Genomic DNA, 19,557 nt, shown 5'->3' with positions numbered 1-19,557 from the left:
CCGCCGTGGTGGCTAGTGGGCACCGGCCGCCGTTCGGAGGGTCGCGGTGAGCTGGGAGGTGAGTGGAAGGCTGTAGACCCCTCGGCCGAAGGTCGCGGCGAACAGCCGGCCGGTGCCCGCGTGGTACTCCAGGTCGGTCACCGAAGCCAGCGGCAGGTCGCGCCCGATCCGCAGCCAGAACCTGCCCGCCGGTGGACCGGCGAACACGCCCACATCGGTCGCGATGAACAGGAGACCGTACGGTCCGATCACCACGTCGTTGACCGGAGTGTTCGGCAGGTTTCCCGTGATGTCACGCCACGACCGGCCCGCGTCGACCGTCCACAGCACGTGGCCGTCGCCCGTGCCGGCGCGGTAGCCCGACAGCGTGACGTAGGCCTGGCTCGGCCGCCGGTCGTCGATCTTCACCCGGGTCACCCAGGGCCGGCCGGTGAGGAGCAACTGCCAGGTGGCGCCCGTGTCGTCCGTTCGCCACAGCCGGCCGTCGTCGGTGCCGGCGAGGATGCGGGACGGCTGCGACTTCGCCGACCACACGGTCGTCAGCGTGCCGAACGGGTACGCCGGGTCCTGTCCGGGACCGCCGCTCAGGTCAGGACTGATCGGCGTGAACGTGAGGCCGTCGGTCGAGCGGTTGAGCCGGTTGCCGCCGAAGTACACGACCCGCGGGTCGTCCGGCGCGAACTCCAGCGGGCTGAACCAGTTCCACCGGTCCGACTCCGCACCCTGCAGCCCTGTGAACGTCGTCCCGCCGTCGAGTGAACGCCGGCAGGCGCCGAACTGCGAGCAGTTGTAGACGGTCTCCTGGTCGACGGGGTTGATGAGGTTCTGCTCACCGTCGCCTCCGCCGTAGGAGTTCCAGCGCACGCCGCCCCACGTACGCAGGGATCCGTTGTCCTGGGTGCCACCGGCGATCCGGGTGGCGTCCTGCGCGCTCACCGCGACGGAGTAGAACTGCGTGTACGGCTCGTAGGTCGCCTTGACCCAGCTCCGGCTCGAGCCGTTGGTGTCCGATCGGTACGCGCCGCCGTCGTTGCCCTCGTACACCCGGCCCGGCACCTTCGGATCCCAGGCGATGGCGTGGTTGTCGGCCTGCATGCCCGCGTTGGTCGTCCAGGTGGTGCCGCCGTCGGTCGACTCGCGCAGCTGCACCGCGGGCACGAACAGGTGCAGCGGATCGGCCGGGTCGACCCAGACGTGGCCGAACCACCAGTACGGCGCTCCGCCGCCGGGAAGCGTGCGGGTGTCGAACGTGTCGCCGCCGTCGTCGGAGACGTAGAAGCCCTTCTGGTCGCCGAACGCGGTGTAGGTAGACGTCAGCACGTAGACCCGGTTGCCGGGCGCGATCGCCAGCCCGATCCGGCCGAGCCGAGGGTCGGGACGCAGGCCGATGTCGTCGCCGGGCGTGGGCGTGACCACGTTCTCCAGCCGCGTCCAGGTGTCGCCACCGTCCGCCGACCGGTAGACGCCGGATCCGGTTCCGCCGTAACGGCGCAGGTCCGGCAGTCGCTGCCGATCCCACAGCGTCGCCCAGACCCGGTTGGGATTCGCCGGATCGATCGCGACGACGTTGCCGCCGGTGGTGGAGGTCGTGCCGGCGAGCACGCGACGCCAGGTCCTGCCGCCGTTCAGCGAACGGTAGATACCGCGCTCGCCACCCGGCCGGAACAGCGAGCCGGTCACCGCGACGAAGATTCGGCTGGGGTCTGCCGGATCCAGCTGGATCAGCGAGATCGTGGACGAGTCGCGCAGGCCGAGGTTGGTCCAGGTCCGGCCGCCGTTGGTGGACTTGTAGATCCCGTCGCCTTCGTACGTGATCGATCCGCCACCCGGATTGGACTCCCCGGTGCCGGCGTAGATCGTGCCGTCGGGTGCGGCCGCGATCGCGCCGATCGCCTGCGGATAGTCGTGCGGCCAGACCGAGCTGAACGTGGTCGCGCGGTCGGTGCTCTTCCACACGCCACCGCTCGCGGCCGCCGCGTACACCGTGTCCGGCTGCGTGGGATCGACGGCCAGGCTCGTGATCCGCCCACCGACGTTGGTCGGACCTTCGAGCCGCCAGGCGGGCCCGACGGACGGGATCCGCTTCGCCTGCTTCGCGGCATCGGTGAGCGCATGGGCGGGAAGACCGGCACCACCCGAGGTGTCCTGCCGCGCCTTCCACTCACCAGGACGGGCCGGGCCTTCCGGACTCCCTTCCTGTACGCGGATTTCGCCGGACATTTCTCCCACGGCCGGCACTGCCGAAAGTGGCAGCAGGAGCAAAGGGGACAAGCTGGCAAGCACAATCCGCCGCAGCGACATCGGCACGACCCTCCCTGAAGTCGGTGCCCCCGCCGCAATGTCCCACAGGACAAGGGAGTTGGCCAGCCCCGCTCAGCCCGAAGCTGTCAGGAGGGCGATCAGGCCGCGCCTGCCCTCGAGCGGATCGGCCGGGCCGGTGAATCCCCGCTCCGCAAGGAGGACGGCCTCCACTCCGGCTGCGGCGGCCAGCCTGGTGCGGGTGGCCCGGACCTCGGCCGCGGCGTCGTCCGGCAGGCCGTCGAGGGTGCCACGGACGGTGGTGCACTGGGTGGCGGCGAGGCCGAGTGCGTGCAGGCTCGCTGCCGGATCGAGGCCACGCGCGGCAGAGACCGCGACAGCCGACCCGGCCAGGGCGAGGGTGTCGGGGGGCGCGCCGAGCCGGTCCGCCAGCCGGCGGGCCTGCTCGACGCCGAACACCACTGCCCTGGCCGGGTCCTCTCCTTGGCTGTCACCTCCTCCGGCACCTCCTCCGGCACCCCCGCCGGCCGACACCGCGGCGGCGACCGCGGCCTGCAGGCCGTCGCCGGTCACGGCCGCCAGCGCGCGGGCGCGCGGGTCGTCCGGAGGAAGATCACCTGAGAGCACAGCGCTCGGAGCCTGGACACCTGCGGCATCTGCGACGCCGGCCGCCGGCGTACACGCGTCGAGGACGGCCGTGAGATAGCCCGGCCCGTCGGCCGCGACGGCAGCGACCACGGCGTCGGTACGACCGGGCAGGACCGGCTCGACCAGCCCGGTCGCCTTGGTCCACAGCTCTTCGTCGGTGAGCGGCCGGTCGAGGCTGCCGCGCGCCACCGGTACGTGCCGGGAGTACGACCCGCAGGCCGTCCTGACCGTCACCGTCGCCTCCGCCCGGTCGTAGCCACCGTCGGGCTCGAGCCGGACCAGCCTGCGCATCCGGGACGCCGCGGCCGACTGAACGAACTCGTCGTCGTACGCCCGCAGGTCCACGGTGCCGAGCAGCAGCCCGGCCGCGGCTCCGTGCGCTGTCGAGAACCTGGCCTGCAGCCCGTCTTTCGGCTGCAGGTTGCCGGTCAGCTCGGGCACCAGCGGATGGCACCGCACGACGACCTCGGTGACGGCCTCGGCCCCGCCGGCATCCCGCAGCTCACCGGACAGCAGCTCGGCGGCCTCGATCACCGGATGCGTGACGATCCCGCACGGGTACGGCTTGAACGTGTTGCGGCGCAGCTCGAACCGCTCGCCCAGCTCACCGAGCAACTGGTCGGGCTCGTACGCACGGGTCAGCCGCGCGACGAACCCGTCCGGCCCGGTGAGCGGATCGCGCGGGCTGGGTGCGCCGGCGACGGCGAGCCGCGCGGCCGCCAGCCCGGCAGCGGCGGCCCGGCCCGGATGGAACGGCTTGGCCATCGAGCCGAACCCCTCCCGCGTACCGAGCGCACCCTCCAGCGCCCAGGCCATCGCGCCGGCGAGCGAACGCCCGCGCAGCCCGAGCAACAGCCCGGCGGTCGTGGCCGCGCCGATCGTTCCGCACGTACCGGTGATGTGCCAGCCGAGGTCGTAGTGCGACGGCGACACCGCCATCCCCAGCCGGAGCTGCACCTCGCAGCCCCAGGCGAACGCGTGCAGGACGTCCGAAGCCGGCAGCGCGCCGATCTTTGGCGCGAGCGCCGTGAGTACGCCGAGGCAGGCAGCGCCCGGATGGATCACGGTCGCCAGGTGGGTGTCGTCGAAGTCGTCCAGGTGCGCGGCGACGCCCGTCGCCAGCGCGGCGTCCGCCGGCGCGACACGTTCGGATCGGCCCGGCACCGATGCGAGCCCGCCGCCGGAGGCGAGAGACATCCCCACCACGGCATCCACGGCCACCTGCCGGCTGGCACCGACCGCTGTCGCGACGACGTTCAGCAGCGTGCGACGGGCCGCAGCCTCCACATCGGGTGGGAGCGGCTTGTCCGCCGCGGCCGTGAGCGCCTCGGCGAGGGCGTCGATCGTCATGCAGGCCTTCCTGGGTTGTCGGAGTCGAAGGTGATGAGGACCTTGCCGGTCTTGCCGGACCGCCTCATCTCGGCGAACGCCGTCTCGGGTTTCGTGGCGGGGATGACCGCGTGCACCAGCGGGCGTGCCGTCCCCGCGGCCAGCTGCGGGACCACCGCTTCCGCGAACCGGGCCACTGCCGCCCGGCGAGCTTCGTGACCCCGCCGGCCCATGGTGGCTCCGCGCAGCCGGAGCTGCTTGCCGATGACTGTGGGCAGGTGCAGCGGTACGGTCTGGCCGGCCAGTGCGCCGATCAGCACGACTTCGGCGCCGGGTGCCAGCACCTCCAGGTACCGGGCCAGGTCCGGTCCGCCGGCGAAGTCGACCAGCCGGCGAGGCGCGCCACGTTGTTCGCAAGCCGCAGCGGCGGCCTCCGGACCGTCGACCGCCACCGCGCCCAGCTCGGTGAGGAGCTCGCGCCCGGCGGCATGCCGCGCCACGGCAATCGTCGGAAGCCCGGCGGCGACGGCGAGCTGGACGCACGCCAGCCCCACGCCGCTCGACGCACCGGTGACCAGCACCGGTCCGCTGTCCTCGTCGGCCAGCGCATCCACGGCGACGATGAACGCCTCCGGCGCGGCGGCCGCCGCCTGCTCGTCGAGCCCGACCGGAACAGGCGTCAGCAGGTCCGTACGCGCGAGCACCAGGTCGCTGAGTCCACCACGATCCACCAGCCCGAACAACCACGCACCCGGCAAGGCACCAGCACCGACGACGACCGTTCCGGCGACCTCGATTCCAGGCCCGCGCTCGTCGCGGCGGTGCAGGTCGGCCGCGTTCAGCGCGGCGTACCGGACGGCGAGCAGCACCTCTCCTTCGCCCGGCGCAGGGGCAAGTTCGCGAACCAGGCGGACACCTTCGGGAGCGGCTTGGTCGTAGACCACACGCGTGCGTTCGTTCATAGGCCGAGTATCGGTGCCAGGAGGAGCACCCCGGCGACGAGGACGGTGACGCCCAGGATGTCGAACACGATGCCGGAGCGCACCATCCGCGTGATGGGTACGAGGCCGGATCCGTAGACGATCGCGTTCGGCGGCGTCGACACCGGCAGCATGAAGCCGTAGCCCGCGGCGGCGGTCGCCACCAGACCAGGGATCAGCGGGTCGACGCCGATCGCCTGCGCGATCGGTACGACGATCGGCACCACGATGCCCGCGCTCGCTGTGTTGCTCGTGGTCTCCGACACCAGCAGCGCCGTGACCGCAGCCAGGATCGTGACACCGACCAGTCCGGACACGCCCAGCAGATCGGCGAGCCCGTTGCCGATCGTCTTGGCCAGCCCGGTCTCCGAGCTGAGCTTGCCGAGCACGATGCCGGCACCGAACAACAGGATCGTGCCCCAGTCGATTCGCGCGGCGTCCGACCAGCCGAGGGTGGCCTTGCGCGGTGCACCTGCCTGGGCCGGTTTGCCCAGCGGGAGCAGGAAGAGTACGGACGCGGCCAGGATCGCGGCGACGCCCTCGGTCACGTGCTCGAGCACCCACTCCACGAGCGCGTTGTCCTCGCCGAGGATCAGCTGCAGGAAGCCCGGGCCGGTCCACAGCACGACGGCCAGCACGAACGCCACCAGCGTGTTGCGTTCACCGCGGCTCAGGCCGCCGAGCTTGGCGCGTTCCCGCGCGATGTACTCCTCCGCGCCGGTCAGCTGCTTCACCTCGGGCCGGTTCATCCACAGCAGCACGACGCAGAGCACGACGAACATCACGATGACGATCGGCGCGAACAGCGTGACCCATTCGAGGAAACCGATCGTCCGGCCGCTCTGCTTCTCCACCAGGTCGCGGCCGATCAGCTGGTGCGGTGCGCCGATCGGCGTGAACAGGCCGCCGATGCTGGCGCCGTACGCGATCATCAGCATCAGCGCCATCGAGATCCGCGACTGGCGCAGGTCACGGCCGGTCGTCGTGGTGCTGATCGCGCTGACCGCACCGATGATGCCGAGGCCGATCGGGAACACCATCGCCGCCGTGGCGGTGTTCGAGATGAACGCCGACACCAGCGCGGTCATCGCGCCGAACGCGACCACCATGCGTACCGGCGACCGGGCGACACCCCGGATCGACAGGATGCGGAACGCCAGCCGCCGGTCGAGTCCGTGCACGCTCATCGCGCGGGCGATCACGAAGCCGCCGAGGAAGACGAAGATCGTGTCGCTGCCGAACGCGCCGAACACGGTGTCCTCGTCGCCCACCCCGAGCAGGACACAGAGCACGATGCCGAGCAGCGCGGTCACCGCGAGCGGGACCGCTTCGGTGATCCACCAGACGATCACCAGCACGAACACCGCCGCGAGCGAACGTTGCGGGCCGCTCAGGCCGGTCGGCAGCAACGCCATCGCGGCGAACGCCAGCGGGCCGACCACGAGCCCGACCCGGGCTCGGATGGTGTCGAACCTCGCCTGCGGCTCCGGGTTCGTCGTCTGAGTCTTCGGGTGTTCCGCTTCCTGCTGGTCGCTGACCGCCACGCTCCAGCCTCCTCGCTGGTGCCCGCTATGTGGGCTCCTTGCCTACAATACGGGCAGACTATGGCGGCCGGTCGTACCGGGACAAGCCCGGCGTCCGGCGCTGGCCAGTGCGAAAGGCGCTGGCGGGCTCGCCAGTACTGTTGCGATTCGGAGGTCGCGGTGATGTCGAGCGAGGTGGGTGACCAGGCCGGCGAACGGCAGGGGTTGCCGGGCGTGCAGTCGATCGACCGCGCGGTTTCGCTGCTCGCGGTCTTCTCGACGTCCCGGCCGGTGGTCGGCGTCACCGAGCTGGCCCGGGCCACCGGGCTGAGCCGTGGCACTACGCATCGGCTGGTGACCGCGCTGGTCTCGCACGGGCTGCTGGCCAAGGTGCCCGACAGCGCTTCGTACAGTCTCGGGCCGCGGCTGCTCGGGCTCGCCGAGGTCGCCCGGCAGCAGCTGTCGCTGGACCGGCAGGCCGGGCCGGTGATGGCCTGGCTGCGCGACCGTACTGGCGAGACCGTCGGGCTGCACATCATGGACGGGCTGCCCAGCCGGCGGACCATCGCGCAGGCCGAGTCGCCGCGTCCGCTCCGGCGCACCTACACCGACCTCGGCGCACCCCGGCCGCCACACCAGGGCGCGCCGGGGAAGCTGTTGCTCGCGTTCGCGGACGACGACGTACGGCAGCGCGTGCTCGACGGGCCGCTGCCCAAGGCCAACGACGGTGGCGAGCTGTCGGCGGCCGAGTTCGCGGCCGAGCTGGCGTTGATCCGCGAGCAGGAGTTCGCGCTCTCGCTGGAGGAACGTGTGCCGGGCGTGGTGGCGCTCGCCGTACCGGTCCGCGACCACCGTGGAGTGGCGGCCGCGCTGAGCATCTCGATTCCCTCCGTCCGCGCCGGCCGGGACGACCTGCTGGCGCTGGTGCCGGTCGCCAAGGAGGCTGCGGCTCAGCTCTCGGAGCGGCTCGGATCGGTTTCCTGAAGCGGCTGGTCGCATTCCGGAAGCCGAGCGTCCGGAACCTGGCCTAGCGTGCGGTTCATGAACGAGAACGTGCTGGCCTGGTTGCTCGACTCGGACCCGTCGATCCGCTGGCAGGTGATGCGTGACCTCACCGACACGCCCGCGGAGGTGGTCGCGGCCGAACGCTCGAAGGTCACGACCTCGGGCTGGGGCGCGAGGCTCCTCGCCCTGCAGGCGGAGGACGGCCGGTGGGGTGGCGGGACCTACTTTCCCCTGTGGACGTCGACGGCGTACACGCTCACACTGCTGCGCGACCTCGGCCTCGACCCGGCGAGCGACCCGGCCCGGCGCGCGGTCGCCCTGGTCGACGCCAACGCCCGATGGGAGTGCGACGACCTGCCGTTCTTCCAGGGCGAGATCGAACCGTGCATCAACGGCACGGCGGTGGCGATCGGCGCGTACTTCGGCCAGGATGTGCGGACGATCGTGGACCGGCTGCTCGGCGAGCAGATGGCCGACGGCGGCTGGAACTGCGACCAGGAACGCGGCTCCAAGCGCGGCTCGTTCCACACCACGATCTGTGTGCTGGAAGGGCTCCTGGAGTATGCCGGGGCCGCGGGCGACACACCGGAGCTGGCCGCGGCCCGGCGGGCGGGTCAGGAGTATCTCCTCGATCGACGGCTGCTCCGCCGCCTGTCGACGGGCGAGCCGATCGACGAGGACTGGACGCGGTTCTCGTTCCCGACGTACTACCTCTACGACGTCCTCCGCGGCCTCGACCACCTGCGCGCGGCCGGCGTCGAACCCGACGAGCGGATGTCGGAGGCCGTCGCCCTCGTTCGCTCGAAGCAGGCGGAGGACGGGCGCTGGCCGCTGGAGAACCCACATCCCGGCGAGGTGCACTTCGCCATCGACAACGGCGAGGGACAGCCGAGCCGCTGGAACACGCTGCGCGCCCTGCGCGTGCTGCGCTGGTACGACGGCCGCGGCTGAGGTCTAGCTCGCGTTCTGCTCGTCGCGCCAGGCGAGCCAGTCGCGGGCCGGGGCGAGGTCGTAGTCGGGGCCACTGGTGCTGATGGTGAACAGGGAGACGCCGAGCTCGCGCAACGGCGTACCGACCGCCACCGGGTCGCCGCCGACGTGCACGGAGTGCTCGATCTCGGCCGGGTCGCGGCCGATCGCCTGGCAGTGCTCGGCCAGCGCGCGGGCCTTGCGGGCGTGCGCCTCACCCTCGGCGAACGTGTGCCAGATGTCGGCATGCTCGGCCACGACCCGCAGCGACTTCTTCTCCCCGCCGCCCGCGATCAGGATCGGAATCCGGCGTACCGGTGCGGGGTTCAGCTGATCCAGCCGCCGCCGGATCCGGGGTAGCGCGGCGGTCAGCCCGGCCACCCGTTCCCCCGGCGTACCGAACTCGTAGCCGTACTCGAGGAACTCCCGTTCCTTGAAACCCGCACCGATCCCAAGCACCAGCCGGCCGCCGCTGATGTGGTCGACCGTCCGCGCCATGTCGGCGAGCAGGTCGGGGTTGCGGTAGCTGTTGCACGACACCAGCGGCCCGATCTCGACCCGTGAGGTCGCCTCCGCCCAGGCGCCGAGCATCGTCCAGCACTCGAAGTGCTTTCCGTCCCGCACCTTGCCGAGCGGAAAGAAGTGGTCCCAGTTGACGAGCAGGTCCGCACCGAGCTCCTCGGCCCGGGCGGCGGCGCGGCGGATCGCGGAGTAGTCGGCATGCTGCGGTGCCAGCTGCACACCGATCCGGACCGGACGAGGGGTGACGGTAAGCATAGGCGACGCAGTCTACGTAGCCCTGGCCTGGACAGGTAGACGAACGAGCGATACCCCAACGAAGCAAGGCGTTTCGACCAGCTGCCGGGCGCTACAGGAGCGACCTGCGGCGGAACGTCATGACCTTGCGCGCGTCAGCGACCCATTGCCAGGTCCGGCCGGCCAGGAAGCTGACCACCGTGAGCCCGACCACAACAGAGAACTCAACCATGTCACTTTCTCCTCCTCTGGGTTCTGTTCTCATCTTCGTGCGGGACCTGGTCGTGGGCCGGTTGCCAGCCGGGCGACCCTGGGGCACGATGACGAATGTGGCAGGCGACTCGGGGATGCCGACCTACGACGATCTGACGTCGGAGCTTCGGCAGCTTCGTGAGAGGGGCCTCGTCCAGCTGCGTTGGCTCGAGCTCCCCGCGCTGAGCCGGGCCGCCGAGATCCATGCGCGAGCTACCAACGCGAGCGGGCATCGTCCGGCCGCGATCGAGGCGTTGCTGCGTACGGCCGTCGAGCGACTCGGCACCGGCCAACTCGGGCAAGCCGCGCAATACACGTTCTGCCTGGCGCAGGGAACCAGGGACTGGCCGGCACAGGACCGGCGCAGGAAGGCCGCGGAGATCTACGGCCTCAGCACCGAACGGTTCCGCAAGGCCCAGGAGCACACCGTCGTCAACCAGGTGGCGGAGGCGATCCTGAACCTCTGCGGCGAACCGCGGCCCGGGCCGGCGGCGGCCGGCGAACCCGCCCCGGCGGCACGGCCGGACCGGCGGCTCCAGCTCCGGCTCGGAGACGCCGAGGTCGAGCTCCACGTGCACACCACATCGATCGACCTGCTGAGCGGCATCGACATCCTGGTCTCGTCCGAGAACGTCTACCTGGAGATGGCCAAGACCTATCGCACCTCGGTTTCGGCGACCCTCCGGCGAGCGGGTGCACGAAGTGGCATGAGTGGAGAGATCCAGGAGGACACGATCGAACGGGAGCTGCGTGCCTGGGTCGACGCCAACGCCAGTCCCGGTCTGGCGGTCGCGCCGGGCACGGTCGCGGCCACGTCGGCGGGACAGCTGGCGGAGCGGTCGATCCGGCGGATCTACCACGCGGCCGTCGTCGTCCCGCTCCAAGGCGGGTACGAGGTCGACCCGGCGGCGATCGCGCGGGCCACGCACAACACGTTCCAGCTCGCGGCCCGCGAACGCCGTGCCGTCGACCCCACCCTGCGGTCGATCTGCTTCCCCCTGCTGGGTGCGGGACGTGGCGGCCTCGGTCCCGAGGTCAGCTTCGGCTGGATCTGGTCGACAGTGCGGCAGGAACTGGCGGCCGACCCGACCTGGACCGTCCACTTCGTCTCCAGGCGCGAGTCCAGAACGGCCGTCATCGTACGCACGCTGCTCGAGTCCGGAGCCACGGAACAGCCTTCCTACAAACCGTGATGGATGGCGGCCGCCCACGACTCGATCGCGGTCAGGTCGCGATACGCCGGCGCCGCCGTGATCCGCCGCGGAAGGTCGTCGAGCATCTCCCGGTCCGGGTCCAGCATCCAGAGCTGAGCAGACCGCAACGCGTCGGCGGGCCGCCGGCCGTGGCGAAGGAGGTAGTGGTGGAACATGCACATCAGCAGCGACGTGGACACGTCGTCGGTGTACCAGCGGGTGCCCACCACGCTGGCCGCTCCGCCGGCCAGGAACGCCGTGGCCAACGTCAGCGCCTCGTCGTGGTCGTGTTCGGCCAGGTCGCTCACGCAGGCCGCGAGCACCACCAGCGCACCCTCCTGACCTCCGCCTGCTCCGCCACTCGCCTCGGCCTGCCGCAGGATCCGGTCGACCCGCAACTGCTGCTGCTCGTCCAGCGTGAGCCGCGAGTGCGCCGGTGTGCTGCCGCCTTGTGCGTGGCAGCCGATGTGCAACATGGTCGCCGCCGGTCCCGTGCCGCCCGGTAGGCGGGCCAGGATCTGGTCGGGTACGTCGGCCTCGGCCGCGCCGTCGAGGAACGTACAACCGGGATAGATCCGGGAACGCAGGAACTCGGCCTCCACCCGGACGCCGGACAGGCCGGTGTCGGAGCCCGTCACCACGACGGGTGCCTCACCGAACGGACGCGGCCGCCGCATCAGCGCGTCCCCCATTTGACGCGCTGATGCGGCGTAGGAGAAGACCGCATCCTGGACGGCGTACCGCGGCTGCCTCCGGACCCGATGACGCGCGGCGTGCCACGGCACGATGCCGAGCTGTCCGCACGGAACGAGAATCAGCCGGGGTGGCCTGCCCAGCTCCCAGGTCGAGGCCAGCTCGAGCAGGTCCGACATCGCGGCCTGCCACGCCCAGTCGCACACGTCCTCCAGCGCCTGCCGCCACTGCCCGGTCTCGGCTCCGCCCGCCGACCCGCGGGCGCCGAGCGCCTGCGCGTACCTGGCCACCTGGGTGTGCCGCTCGACGTGCAGCTTGGGCAACCGGAGCGTGGGAGTCGTGCCCTGCGCGGTGACCAGCAGCGCCCGGCCGGGCAGCTGGTCGATGCCGGACATGAGGTAGACCAGCGCGTCCGCTCCGACCGCCCGCAGGTTGTCGATGATCGTTCCGACCTGCGGTGGAGCCTGCAGCCTGGTGTCGGCCGGGCTTCCGACCAGCCGTGCCAGCGCGCGGTAGCGCAGGTCGTTGTAGACCTGCCCGCTGTCCGACTCCGCCGCCGTCGTCTCCCACTCCTGCGCGAGCTCCGGACTGCCCGCTTCGCGAAGCAGAGCGGGAACGGTCGTCGCCGCGGTGGCCGCGTGCAGCACCATCCCGCGGCCGACCTCCAGCAGTTCGACCGCCAGCTCGGGCCGCCCGTCGTCGATGCACCAGAACGCGAACTCCGACACGTCGTGCAGGCTCGTCCTGACCTCGCTGATCCCGTGCTCCGCGCCGGTCTGGAGGAGCACGTTGCGTGCCTGCTCGGCCAGCGCCGCGCGAGCCGCGTCGACGGCCTGCCGGCTGGGCCGTTGGGTGCGGTGGGCCTTGAGCCGGTACGCCATCGCGAGGTTACGGAGCTGGTGAGCGGTCGTCGGCGCACCCAGGGTGCCGGCTCGCATCGCGCGGGCCTGCTCCAGCCAGCCGATGCCGCTGTCGAGGTCGCGCGGATCGCCGGTGCGCTGATATCGCTGGACCAGTGCGTCACCCAGAGCCGAGATCGCGCGGTTCCGCTCGTCCGGCATGAATCCGTCGAACGCCACCGCTTCGGTGAGGAACGCGATGCCCTGGTCCATCAGCTTCCGGCCGACTTTGCTCTCACCGTGCATGACCATGGCTCTGCCGGCCTCGGCCTGCAGTTGGGCCCGCACCGCGGTTCCAGGCGTCGCCGCGTCGACCGCGGCGGACAGGTAGGCCACCGCCTCCTCGAACCTGCGCGGCTCCTCCTGCCGGACGCCGAGAGTGATGGAGGTGATTCCCAGCATGCTCAGCAGCATCGGCCGCCTGGGATCGTCGGAGGGGAGTCCGGCGAGCGTCGCACGAAGCCGGACGAAAGCGTTCTCACTCTGCTCAGAGGGGATTCCAGGGGCCAGGCCGATGGAGGAACGGCGAATCTCGGCCCACGCCAGGACACTCCTCACGTCATTCAGGACGTTCTTCCACCCAGCGGTCAGCCCGGCTGCACGGCTGGTGAGCTCGCCCTCCACCGCCTTGAGCTCGTGATATCCAGCCTCCAGGTCACGGTTGTCACCGCGCATCCGGGACCGCTCGATCAGCGCCACGCCAAGGAGATGCCTCGCCGACAGGTGGCCGTCGGTGCCCGGCTCCGACTGCTGCAGAGCGCGATTGAGGTGGCTCAGCGCCGTCCTGGTGTCGACCGATCCCGGAGCCTCCCGCCAGCGCATGATCTCGAGCATCCCCAGCGCCAGCTCCAAGGTCGGCCCGAGCGCCGCCGGAACGTCGGGATCGTCACGTGCCTCGGACAGCGCCGTGACCGCGCGATCGAGCGGGATGGTGAGATGCCCCAGGTCACGTGCGGCACCAACACAGATCGCCAGCTGGGCCAGCGCTTCGACTCGCGAAGGATGGCCGGGCGGCATCAGCTCCAGTGCCTCGGTCTCTGCCGCGATCGCGGCGTCGAGATCCTCGGGCGAGCCGAACCTGAGGCCCTTGACGCTGTGTACGATCGCCCGGCCGTGTGACAGCGCTGCCCGCATGTCGTCGGACTCCCGCTGGACAAGTGGTGCCACTTCGTCCAGCGCCTGGATCGCCTGGTCGCACTCCTGCCTGAACTGCGGGGTGGCGTACGTCTCGGCCACGACACCTCGCTGGACCCGCGTGGCGAGCGCGAGAGCGCGAGCGAGCGGCACGGCGAAGTCCGGCATGCCCGGCGTCTGCTGCGCCTCGTCAAGGAACGAACTGTCGCTCAGAAAGCTGAGGACCCGATCGGTCACCTTCTCCGATCGGATCAGGTCAGCGAATTCGAGCATCTCGCGGGCCAGCTCGCGCCACTCGCCGGGACCGTCGCCGCGGTCCAGCCCGGCTTTCAGGAGCTGCCCGGCGCGTTCGAAGTCGGCGCGCGCGCCAGGTGTGAGCAGCTGCGACCCGTCCCACGACCTGACGTCGTCGGGCGTCGGGCAGGCGCGGAAGTAGAGCAGGAAGCCGAGCATGAAGTCGGCCTCGTTCCGCAGGAAGTCGTCCGGGTCGTGCGGTTCCGTGTCACGTTCTGGGCCAGGTGGCCGCTCCAAGCGGGCGATCGCACGTTCCCGGTCTCGCAAGCTGCGTTCGGAGCTGTCGGATCGGATGTACCGGAACGCGAGCAGGACGCCCAGCGACAGGCTCACCCGTCCCTTCAGCTCGAGGTCGGACGGCAGGACCTGTTCGGCGTCTGCAAGGACGCGGAGCGCGCGCGACTCCAGCTCGTCGTCGTGCCGCCTGAGCTCGCGTTCGGTGAGGTTCAGCCCGAGCCAGCCGAGCAGCCAGGCCCGTTGTGCCGGGTCGTCGTCATCGGCGGACGGGCGTCCGGTCAGCTCCTCGAGCCAGCCGATTCGCAGGTCGAGGTCCGCGATCCGTTCGTTGCCGTCGGCCGGAACCGGGAGCAGGTCGGAGACTCCGAGAAGGTCGGCGAGCACGAGCGGGCGCAGCTCGGCGTCTGCCGGGGTGTCGGCGAGCAGCTCGCGGAGCAGGCCGAGCGCGGCCTCGACGTGGGAGATGTCGGCGGTGAGGTGAGCGCGGGCGGTGTAGGCCATGCACAGCAACTCGCGGGCCTGCTGCCTGATCTCGGAGTCGGGTGGTACGAGCGGCAGGGCCTGCTCGACCTGCCGGATCGCTTCGTGGAGGTCGGCCGGATCGGCTTGCGCGGACTCGTGCCGGTCGTTATACCTCTCGAACAGCAGGTCACCCAGTGCCAGCCGCTGGTCGACTATCTGAAGATCGAGCTCGCTCATCGCCGAGTCCCCGATTTTGTCGAAGGTAAAGTCGATCCGACCTCAACGAATGTAGCTGACTTCACCACGATTGACTAGGATCAGCACATGGCGCTCGCGGAAGCCCTCCTGGTGCTCGCCGAACGCTGGGACGAGGTCCTGGCCGGCCTCGATTCGGAGACTTCCGAGCTCCTCGAGCGGCACGCAGCCGAGCTGGTCGCCGCGAAGTCCTCGGCGGTGGCGGCTCCTGTCGCCGATCAGTTGCTCGACATTCTCGCTGAGCACCTCCCGGTCGACCACCCGATCTTCGTCGCGATGTACGCCGACCAGGCGGTCCGGTTCACCTCGTCGAAGGAAGCCTGGCCACAGATCGCCGCCGGCCTCCGGCGCTATCTCAACGTGGGCGCGTCGGAGAGTCAGCTGCTGGAGGTGGATGCGTACAGACCCGACCAGATCGAGTGGGCAGGCGTGGATCCCTCCCGGCCTGACCTGATCCGGCTCGAGGCGCCAGACGGCTCGATCCGGCTGCCGGCGTTTCAGTTCGACAACGAGCGGCACCCATTGCCGTTGGTGCTCGAGATCAACCGGTTGCTGGATGCCGACATCGATCCTTGGGGAGTCGCCGACTGGTGGCTCGGACAGAACATCTGGCTCGGCGACCGGCCTGTGAACCTGATCGACCCCGACTATCCGGACACCTTGCTCGCGGCCGCCCGTGCGGAACTGGAGGACTGACAGCGATGCCGGCCGGAATTCCTCCGACGCACTGCCCGGGCAGGCCCGAGCAGGAGCTGCTGCCAGCCGGGACCGCGCTGTGGCGCGTGCACAACAAGAAGCGGCCCGCGTCCGTGTTCAGCCCCGTGCCCGCGCACTTGTTCTTCGGCGGCGGCAGGTTCGACAGCACCGAGAAGGACGAGTACGGCTATGTCTATCTCGGCACGCAGCCCAGGACGGCCCTGTCAGAGCGGTATCTGCGCAGCCTGCCCTACTCCGAGACCGGCACGCGGGTCCTTCCGCGCGCTGGCCTGAAGAACCGCCGGCTGTCCAAGGTCGAGGTCACATCGAGGTTGCGGCTGCTCCCGCTGGTCACCGCCGACGACCTCAGGGCGATCTGCCAGGACGAGTGGCTGGTGACTGCGGACGGCCCGACGACGTATCCGCTCACGCGGCACTGGGGCCATTACCTTCGAAGGCGGCATCCGTGGGCGCAAGGATTCGTCTGGGAGTCGCTGCGTGATCGGCCCGAGCGAGCCCTGGTGCTGTTCGCCGACCGGTGCCCGGATGACGTGCTCAAGCCCGTATCCGGTGATTTCACCGACCTCGAAGACCCGAGCTCCGCCGACTGGCTCTCTGCGACTCTGCAGGTTCGGGTGTACCGGCCGCGCGTCCGATAACCGCGAACAACCGGGGATCGCCCGGCTCATGACCTCTCTGTGACCGAACGACAACCGTTGCGTCCTATTTCCTGGAAGGGAAGGACCACGCAACGCAACATCGGCACGCAGAAAGGTCGTCGAACGATGTCAACGACGCAGACCATCGCCGAGGATCCAACCCACACAGGGAAAACCGGGTACAACCTCCCACCGGAATGCCTGCACGAGCTGGCGCTCCAGGGTTGGACTGTCGCGCACGACCTCCCCTTCCTCGACAACGGACAGCCTGACCAGCAAGCGGTGCTGGAGATTTCGAGGCTGTTCGGCGAACCGTCCACGCGGGACGGGGGAAAGGCCGTCTGGCCGGTACGCCCCGTAACGTCACAGGCCGATGCGACGTTCTCCGTGCGGGACGGCGAAGCCGCACTCCACACCGACTCGCAGTACCACGACGAACCAGAAGATCTGATCTGCATGTTCGCCGTACGGCCGGCGACGGATGGCGGGACGTCGTGCGTGCTGCCGGTCGAAGCAGCGATCACCTCCGTCCTCGACCATCCGAACGGGCCCGCGATCCTCGAGCGGCTGGTCCAGCCCGGCTGGTCGTGGCAGGTGCCCGCGGTCTTCGGCGGGAACGCCACATCGACGCCGACGCGCGTCCTGCGTGGCGACGGCTCGATCCGCTGGAGGGCCGACAATCTGGCGGCAACGCCCGGTGCCGACGGAATGCGCGTCGCCGGGCAGTTCGCCGAGTGCCTGGCCTCGGCTCCGGATACCGCATACGTTCACCTCGAACCAGGCGACCTCATGGTGCTCGACAACCGGCGGGTCCTGCACGGCCGCACGGCGTTCACCGATCGGCACCGGCTGATGCTGCGTGTACGGCTGCGGGCGGTGTGGTGAGGATCGACGTCCATCAGGTCGTCAGCTGGGTGCGGGAAGCCTTCGCGGCCGCCCGCACCGTGCCCGCGATCGGTCTCGAAGCCGATGCCTGGGTGTCGCGGGGGATCTGCGAAGTGGCCGCGGGTGCGCTGTTGCTCGACGAGCCCGCGGCGCTCGCAGCCTTCGACGACCTCGTCCGGCAGGCCGGCCTGGTGGCGGTGGAACCGTTCGCGACCAGGCTCTCGCGGCTTCGCCGGACGGCCGGGCCGGTTCCGTCGTTCTATCCGGCGACGGGTGAGCAGCCACCGGCCAGTCACGGTGCCGAGCCGGAGGTGCATCGAGCGGCCTGCCTGCTGTTGACGTTCTGCGAGGACAGCTCGGACCAACTCGGCCGGCCGGTCTCGTCGCCAACCGCCGGCCGGCTGACGTCGGTCGCCGAGGACCTGCGCTGGGGCGCCCGATTCCGCCCGTCCGCCGACGAAACAACGGGGCCCGTGGTACTGCCGAGCCGGCTCGGCCGGCAGCTGGCGAGGCGCGCGTGGTACCGGCTGCCAGGCGCGACCGGGCCGGTCAACGTGGTCGCGGATCTCGGCGCGCACGCGCATCCGGCCACGCAGCGAATCTGGCGCGGCGTGCACGACGGCAGCCACCTCGACCACCTGGAAACGCTCGCCAGGCAAGGCGATCGAGCGCCGGCCGCGATCGAGTACGGCGCCGGCCTGCAGGTGACCGAGGCGTACGCGATGGCGGTCGAGCTGCTGGCAACGGCCGAGTGCCTGGCCGCCGGGGAGCTGGACACCGCGCGAACGCTCCGTACCGGACTGATCGAACGAATCGGCCGAACGCCAGGAATCTCGTCGATCCTGCTGGCGTCCGGCGCGCGTTCCTCGACGCACGAGGAGCTGGCGGCGGTGAAGGTCAGCGAGTTCGCGCTGCTTCCGGCGCTGGCTGGGGCGTACCTGACCGGCCCTCTGCGCATCCTCGGCGGCGCCGCCCTCGGACCCGCGTTGCCCGATGATCTGACCGGTCCGCTTCTTCAACGCTGGCAGGCGGTCTGCGCTCGCGTACGCGCGGCCGAGCTGCTCGCGCGCCAGCTCTAGCTGCCAGGGTTGGGCATGCGCACGCAAACGCGGTACGGCTTCAGCACGGCGTTCAGCCAGTCGACGCCGGCCTTGTCGTCGAGGTCCCTCGCCGACTCGGGAAGCTCGGCCACGACATCGTCGGGGCACCGGTCGCCGAACAACAGGACCGAACGCTGCGGTAGGTCACGCTTGGACAGCCAGACCATGCCGTCCGCCCAGCTCGCCTTCTCTCGCACCCAGCGGGCCCACGCCCGCGTCCACGGATAGTGGTCCTGCTCGGCGTGCAGCACCCAGTCGTCCTGGCCGGCCGCCGCGAGGTCGGGTGTGCTCAGCAGCCGGACCAACTGGATGTCCCGGGTGGTGCTGACCGCGACCAGGCGACGCCCGCTGATCCGTTCGTAGGTGAGCTGCCGCACCTCGCCGCCCCGCTCGAACGACACGCTGCGCAGCAGCACCTCGGCCAGCGCGGTGGTGTCGTCGAAACCGCCGTACAGGAAGGGGAACGGGTCCTCGCAGGTAGCGTCGAACCGGCCGCCGGACGCGAGGCTCAGCTCGGTGTCGGCGGGCGGCGGGCGGAACTGCGTCGACGGATACCGCCGGCTGTGGACCCGCCACAGTCGCGTGCCGGCGGGCAGGAGCTCCTGGTTGGGGCGCGCGTCGTAGTTTCGCGGTGGTGCGCCGAGCGGCATGGTCAGTCCTCCCGCTCTGCCCGGGCCGCGGTGAGCAGCTTGGCGTCCTGGTCCTGGTCCAGCAGATCCGCCGGCTTCGCGTCGAGCCAGGAGTGGCGGCCGAGCCACCAGCTGGCTACACCCCACGGATCGCCATCGGCCTTGAGCGTCTCGTTCACCGCGAGCACGATGGGATGCGGCTGCACCATCAGGTCGAACTGGAAGCGTGGCAGCACCACAGTGCCGTCCGGGCGGGTCAGCCGGATCAGATTCGGCTGGTCCGGATCCACCTCGGCGGAGCGCACGTCTTCCGCCGACAACGCCGGCTCGGCGAGCAGTCTCTGCTCCACCTCACGCAGCAGCTCGTTCGGATCGTCGGCCTCGGCGATCAGCCGCGCGTTCAGTGCGGCCTCCAGATCGAGCTCGGGATCGACCTGCCCGCCGTGGCTGTACAGCAAGGAGTCGAGCCGGCGCAGTGCCACTCTGGCCGGGTGGTCCTCGGCCAGCTCTACGATCAGCAACTCCTCGATCTGGTCGCAGATCTCGGCCCGGTCGCGTTCGCTCAGATCCGGGCTCGGCGACGCCAACGCCCACGCCCGTGCCCTGATCGGCTCCACCGCGTTCGGGCTCACCGCCGCGACGATCTCCGGCCAGTGCTCGGCCAGGACGCGCAACACGGCATGCTCCGACATCTGGTGTC

15 protein-coding genes are annotated in these 19,557 nt (G+C 70.6%); 7 read left to right on the top strand and 8 right to left on the bottom strand.

Annotated elements, in window-relative coordinates; genetic code table 11:
• Positions 1 to 12: 12 nt before the first annotated feature.
• The 4 genes from ACYVF6_RS10515 to ACYVF6_RS10500 form a co-directional block, all read right to left on the bottom strand.
• The gene (locus ACYVF6_RS10515) at positions 13 to 2,220 is read right to left on the bottom strand and encodes a beta propeller repeat protein (protein WP_460519298.1); all 2,208 of its coding nucleotides are present in this window, start codon (positions 2,218 to 2,220) and stop codon (positions 13 to 15) included.
• A 153-nt stretch (positions 2,221 to 2,373) separates the two neighbouring features.
• Positions 2,374 to 4,257, bottom strand: coding sequence for an MmgE/PrpD family protein (locus ACYVF6_RS10510; RefSeq protein ID WP_460519295.1), 1,884 nt, complete (start codon positions 4,255 to 4,257; stop codon positions 2,374 to 2,376).
• On the bottom strand, positions 4,254 to 5,198 hold the full coding sequence (locus tag ACYVF6_RS10505; RefSeq protein WP_460519292.1) for a quinone oxidoreductase family protein: 945 nt from the start codon (positions 5,196 to 5,198) through the stop codon (positions 4,254 to 4,256). The genes ACYVF6_RS10510 and ACYVF6_RS10505 overlap by 4 nt, the downstream gene beginning before the upstream one ends.
• On the bottom strand, positions 5,195 to 6,760 hold the full coding sequence (locus tag ACYVF6_RS10500; RefSeq protein WP_460519289.1) for an SLC13 family permease: 1,566 nt from the start codon (positions 6,758 to 6,760) through the stop codon (positions 5,195 to 5,197). Before ACYVF6_RS10500 ends, ACYVF6_RS10505 begins: the two co-directional genes overlap by 4 nt.
• A gap of 162 nt (positions 6,761 to 6,922) precedes the next feature.
• On the opposite strand from ACYVF6_RS10500, the gene ACYVF6_RS10495 reads away from it, so the two are divergent.
• Positions 6,923 to 7,723, top strand: coding sequence for an IclR family transcriptional regulator (locus ACYVF6_RS10495; protein ID WP_460519286.1), 801 nt, complete (start codon positions 6,923 to 6,925; stop codon positions 7,721 to 7,723).
• A gap of 57 nt (positions 7,724 to 7,780) precedes the next feature.
• Positions 7,781 to 8,695: a prenyltransferase/squalene oxidase repeat-containing protein gene (locus tag ACYVF6_RS10490; RefSeq protein ID WP_460519283.1), complete on the top strand. Its 915-nt coding sequence runs from the start codon at positions 7,781 to 7,783 to the stop codon at positions 8,693 to 8,695.
• Positions 8,696 to 8,698: 3 nt separating this feature from the next.
• Here the strand turns inward: ACYVF6_RS10490 and ACYVF6_RS10485 are convergent, their stop codons facing one another.
• On the bottom strand, positions 8,699 to 9,490 hold the full coding sequence (locus ACYVF6_RS10485) for an LLM class oxidoreductase (protein WP_460519280.1): 792 nt from the start codon (positions 9,488 to 9,490) through the stop codon (positions 8,699 to 8,701).
• Between the two features lie 299 nt (positions 9,491 to 9,789).
• Here ACYVF6_RS10485 and ACYVF6_RS10480 point away from each other — a divergent pair, with 299 nt between their 5' ends.
• Positions 9,790 to 10,914, top strand: a complete 1,125-nt coding sequence (locus tag ACYVF6_RS10480; protein WP_460519277.1) for a macro domain-containing protein — start codon at positions 9,790 to 9,792, stop codon at positions 10,912 to 10,914.
• Here the strand turns inward: ACYVF6_RS10480 and ACYVF6_RS10475 are convergent.
• On the bottom strand, positions 10,902 to 14,870 hold the full coding sequence (locus ACYVF6_RS10475) for a CHAT domain-containing protein (protein WP_460519274.1): 3,969 nt from the start codon (positions 14,868 to 14,870) through the stop codon (positions 10,902 to 10,904). The genes ACYVF6_RS10480 and ACYVF6_RS10475 overlap by 13 nt on opposite strands.
• A gap of 87 nt (positions 14,871 to 14,957) precedes the next feature.
• On the opposite strand from ACYVF6_RS10475, the gene ACYVF6_RS10470 reads away from it, so the two are divergent.
• The 4 genes from ACYVF6_RS10470 to ACYVF6_RS10455 all read left to right on the top strand — a co-directional run bounded on the left by ACYVF6_RS10470 (position 14,958) and on the right by ACYVF6_RS10455 (position 18,207).
• Complete coding sequence (locus tag ACYVF6_RS10470) at positions 14,958 to 15,584, top strand: hypothetical protein (RefSeq protein WP_460519271.1); 627 nt, start codon at positions 14,958 to 14,960, stop codon at positions 15,582 to 15,584.
• A gap of 5 nt (positions 15,585 to 15,589) precedes the next feature.
• Entirely contained in the window at positions 15,590 to 16,243 is a 654-nt protein-coding gene (locus tag ACYVF6_RS10465) for an RES family NAD+ phosphorylase (RefSeq protein WP_460519268.1), read from the top strand.
• Positions 16,244 to 16,369: 126 nt separating this feature from the next.
• Positions 16,370 to 17,128: a Fe(II)-2OG oxygenase family protein gene (locus tag ACYVF6_RS10460; RefSeq protein WP_460519265.1), complete on the top strand. Its 759-nt coding sequence runs from the start codon at positions 16,370 to 16,372 to the stop codon at positions 17,126 to 17,128.
• A complete protein-coding gene (locus ACYVF6_RS10455) occupies positions 17,125 to 18,207 on the top strand; it encodes a hypothetical protein (protein WP_460519262.1) in 1,083 nt (360 codons plus the stop codon). Before ACYVF6_RS10460 ends, ACYVF6_RS10455 begins: the two co-directional genes overlap by 4 nt.
• Here ACYVF6_RS10455 and ACYVF6_RS10450 read toward each other — a convergent pair.
• Entirely contained in the window at positions 18,204 to 18,878 is a 675-nt protein-coding gene (locus ACYVF6_RS10450; RefSeq protein ID WP_460519259.1) for an RES family NAD+ phosphorylase, read from the bottom strand. The two genes, ACYVF6_RS10455 and ACYVF6_RS10450, sit on opposite strands and share 4 nt — an antisense overlap.
• A gap of 2 nt (positions 18,879 to 18,880) precedes the next feature.
• Positions 18,881 to 19,549 (bottom strand): hypothetical protein, encoded by a 669-nt coding sequence (locus tag ACYVF6_RS10445; protein ID WP_460519256.1) that lies wholly within the window; start codon positions 19,547 to 19,549, stop codon positions 18,881 to 18,883.
• Between the last annotated feature and the right edge of the window lie 8 nt (positions 19,550 to 19,557).

Source organism: Flindersiella endophytica (assembly GCF_054779015.1).
This window is presented reverse-complemented; position numbering and strand designations above follow the sequence as displayed.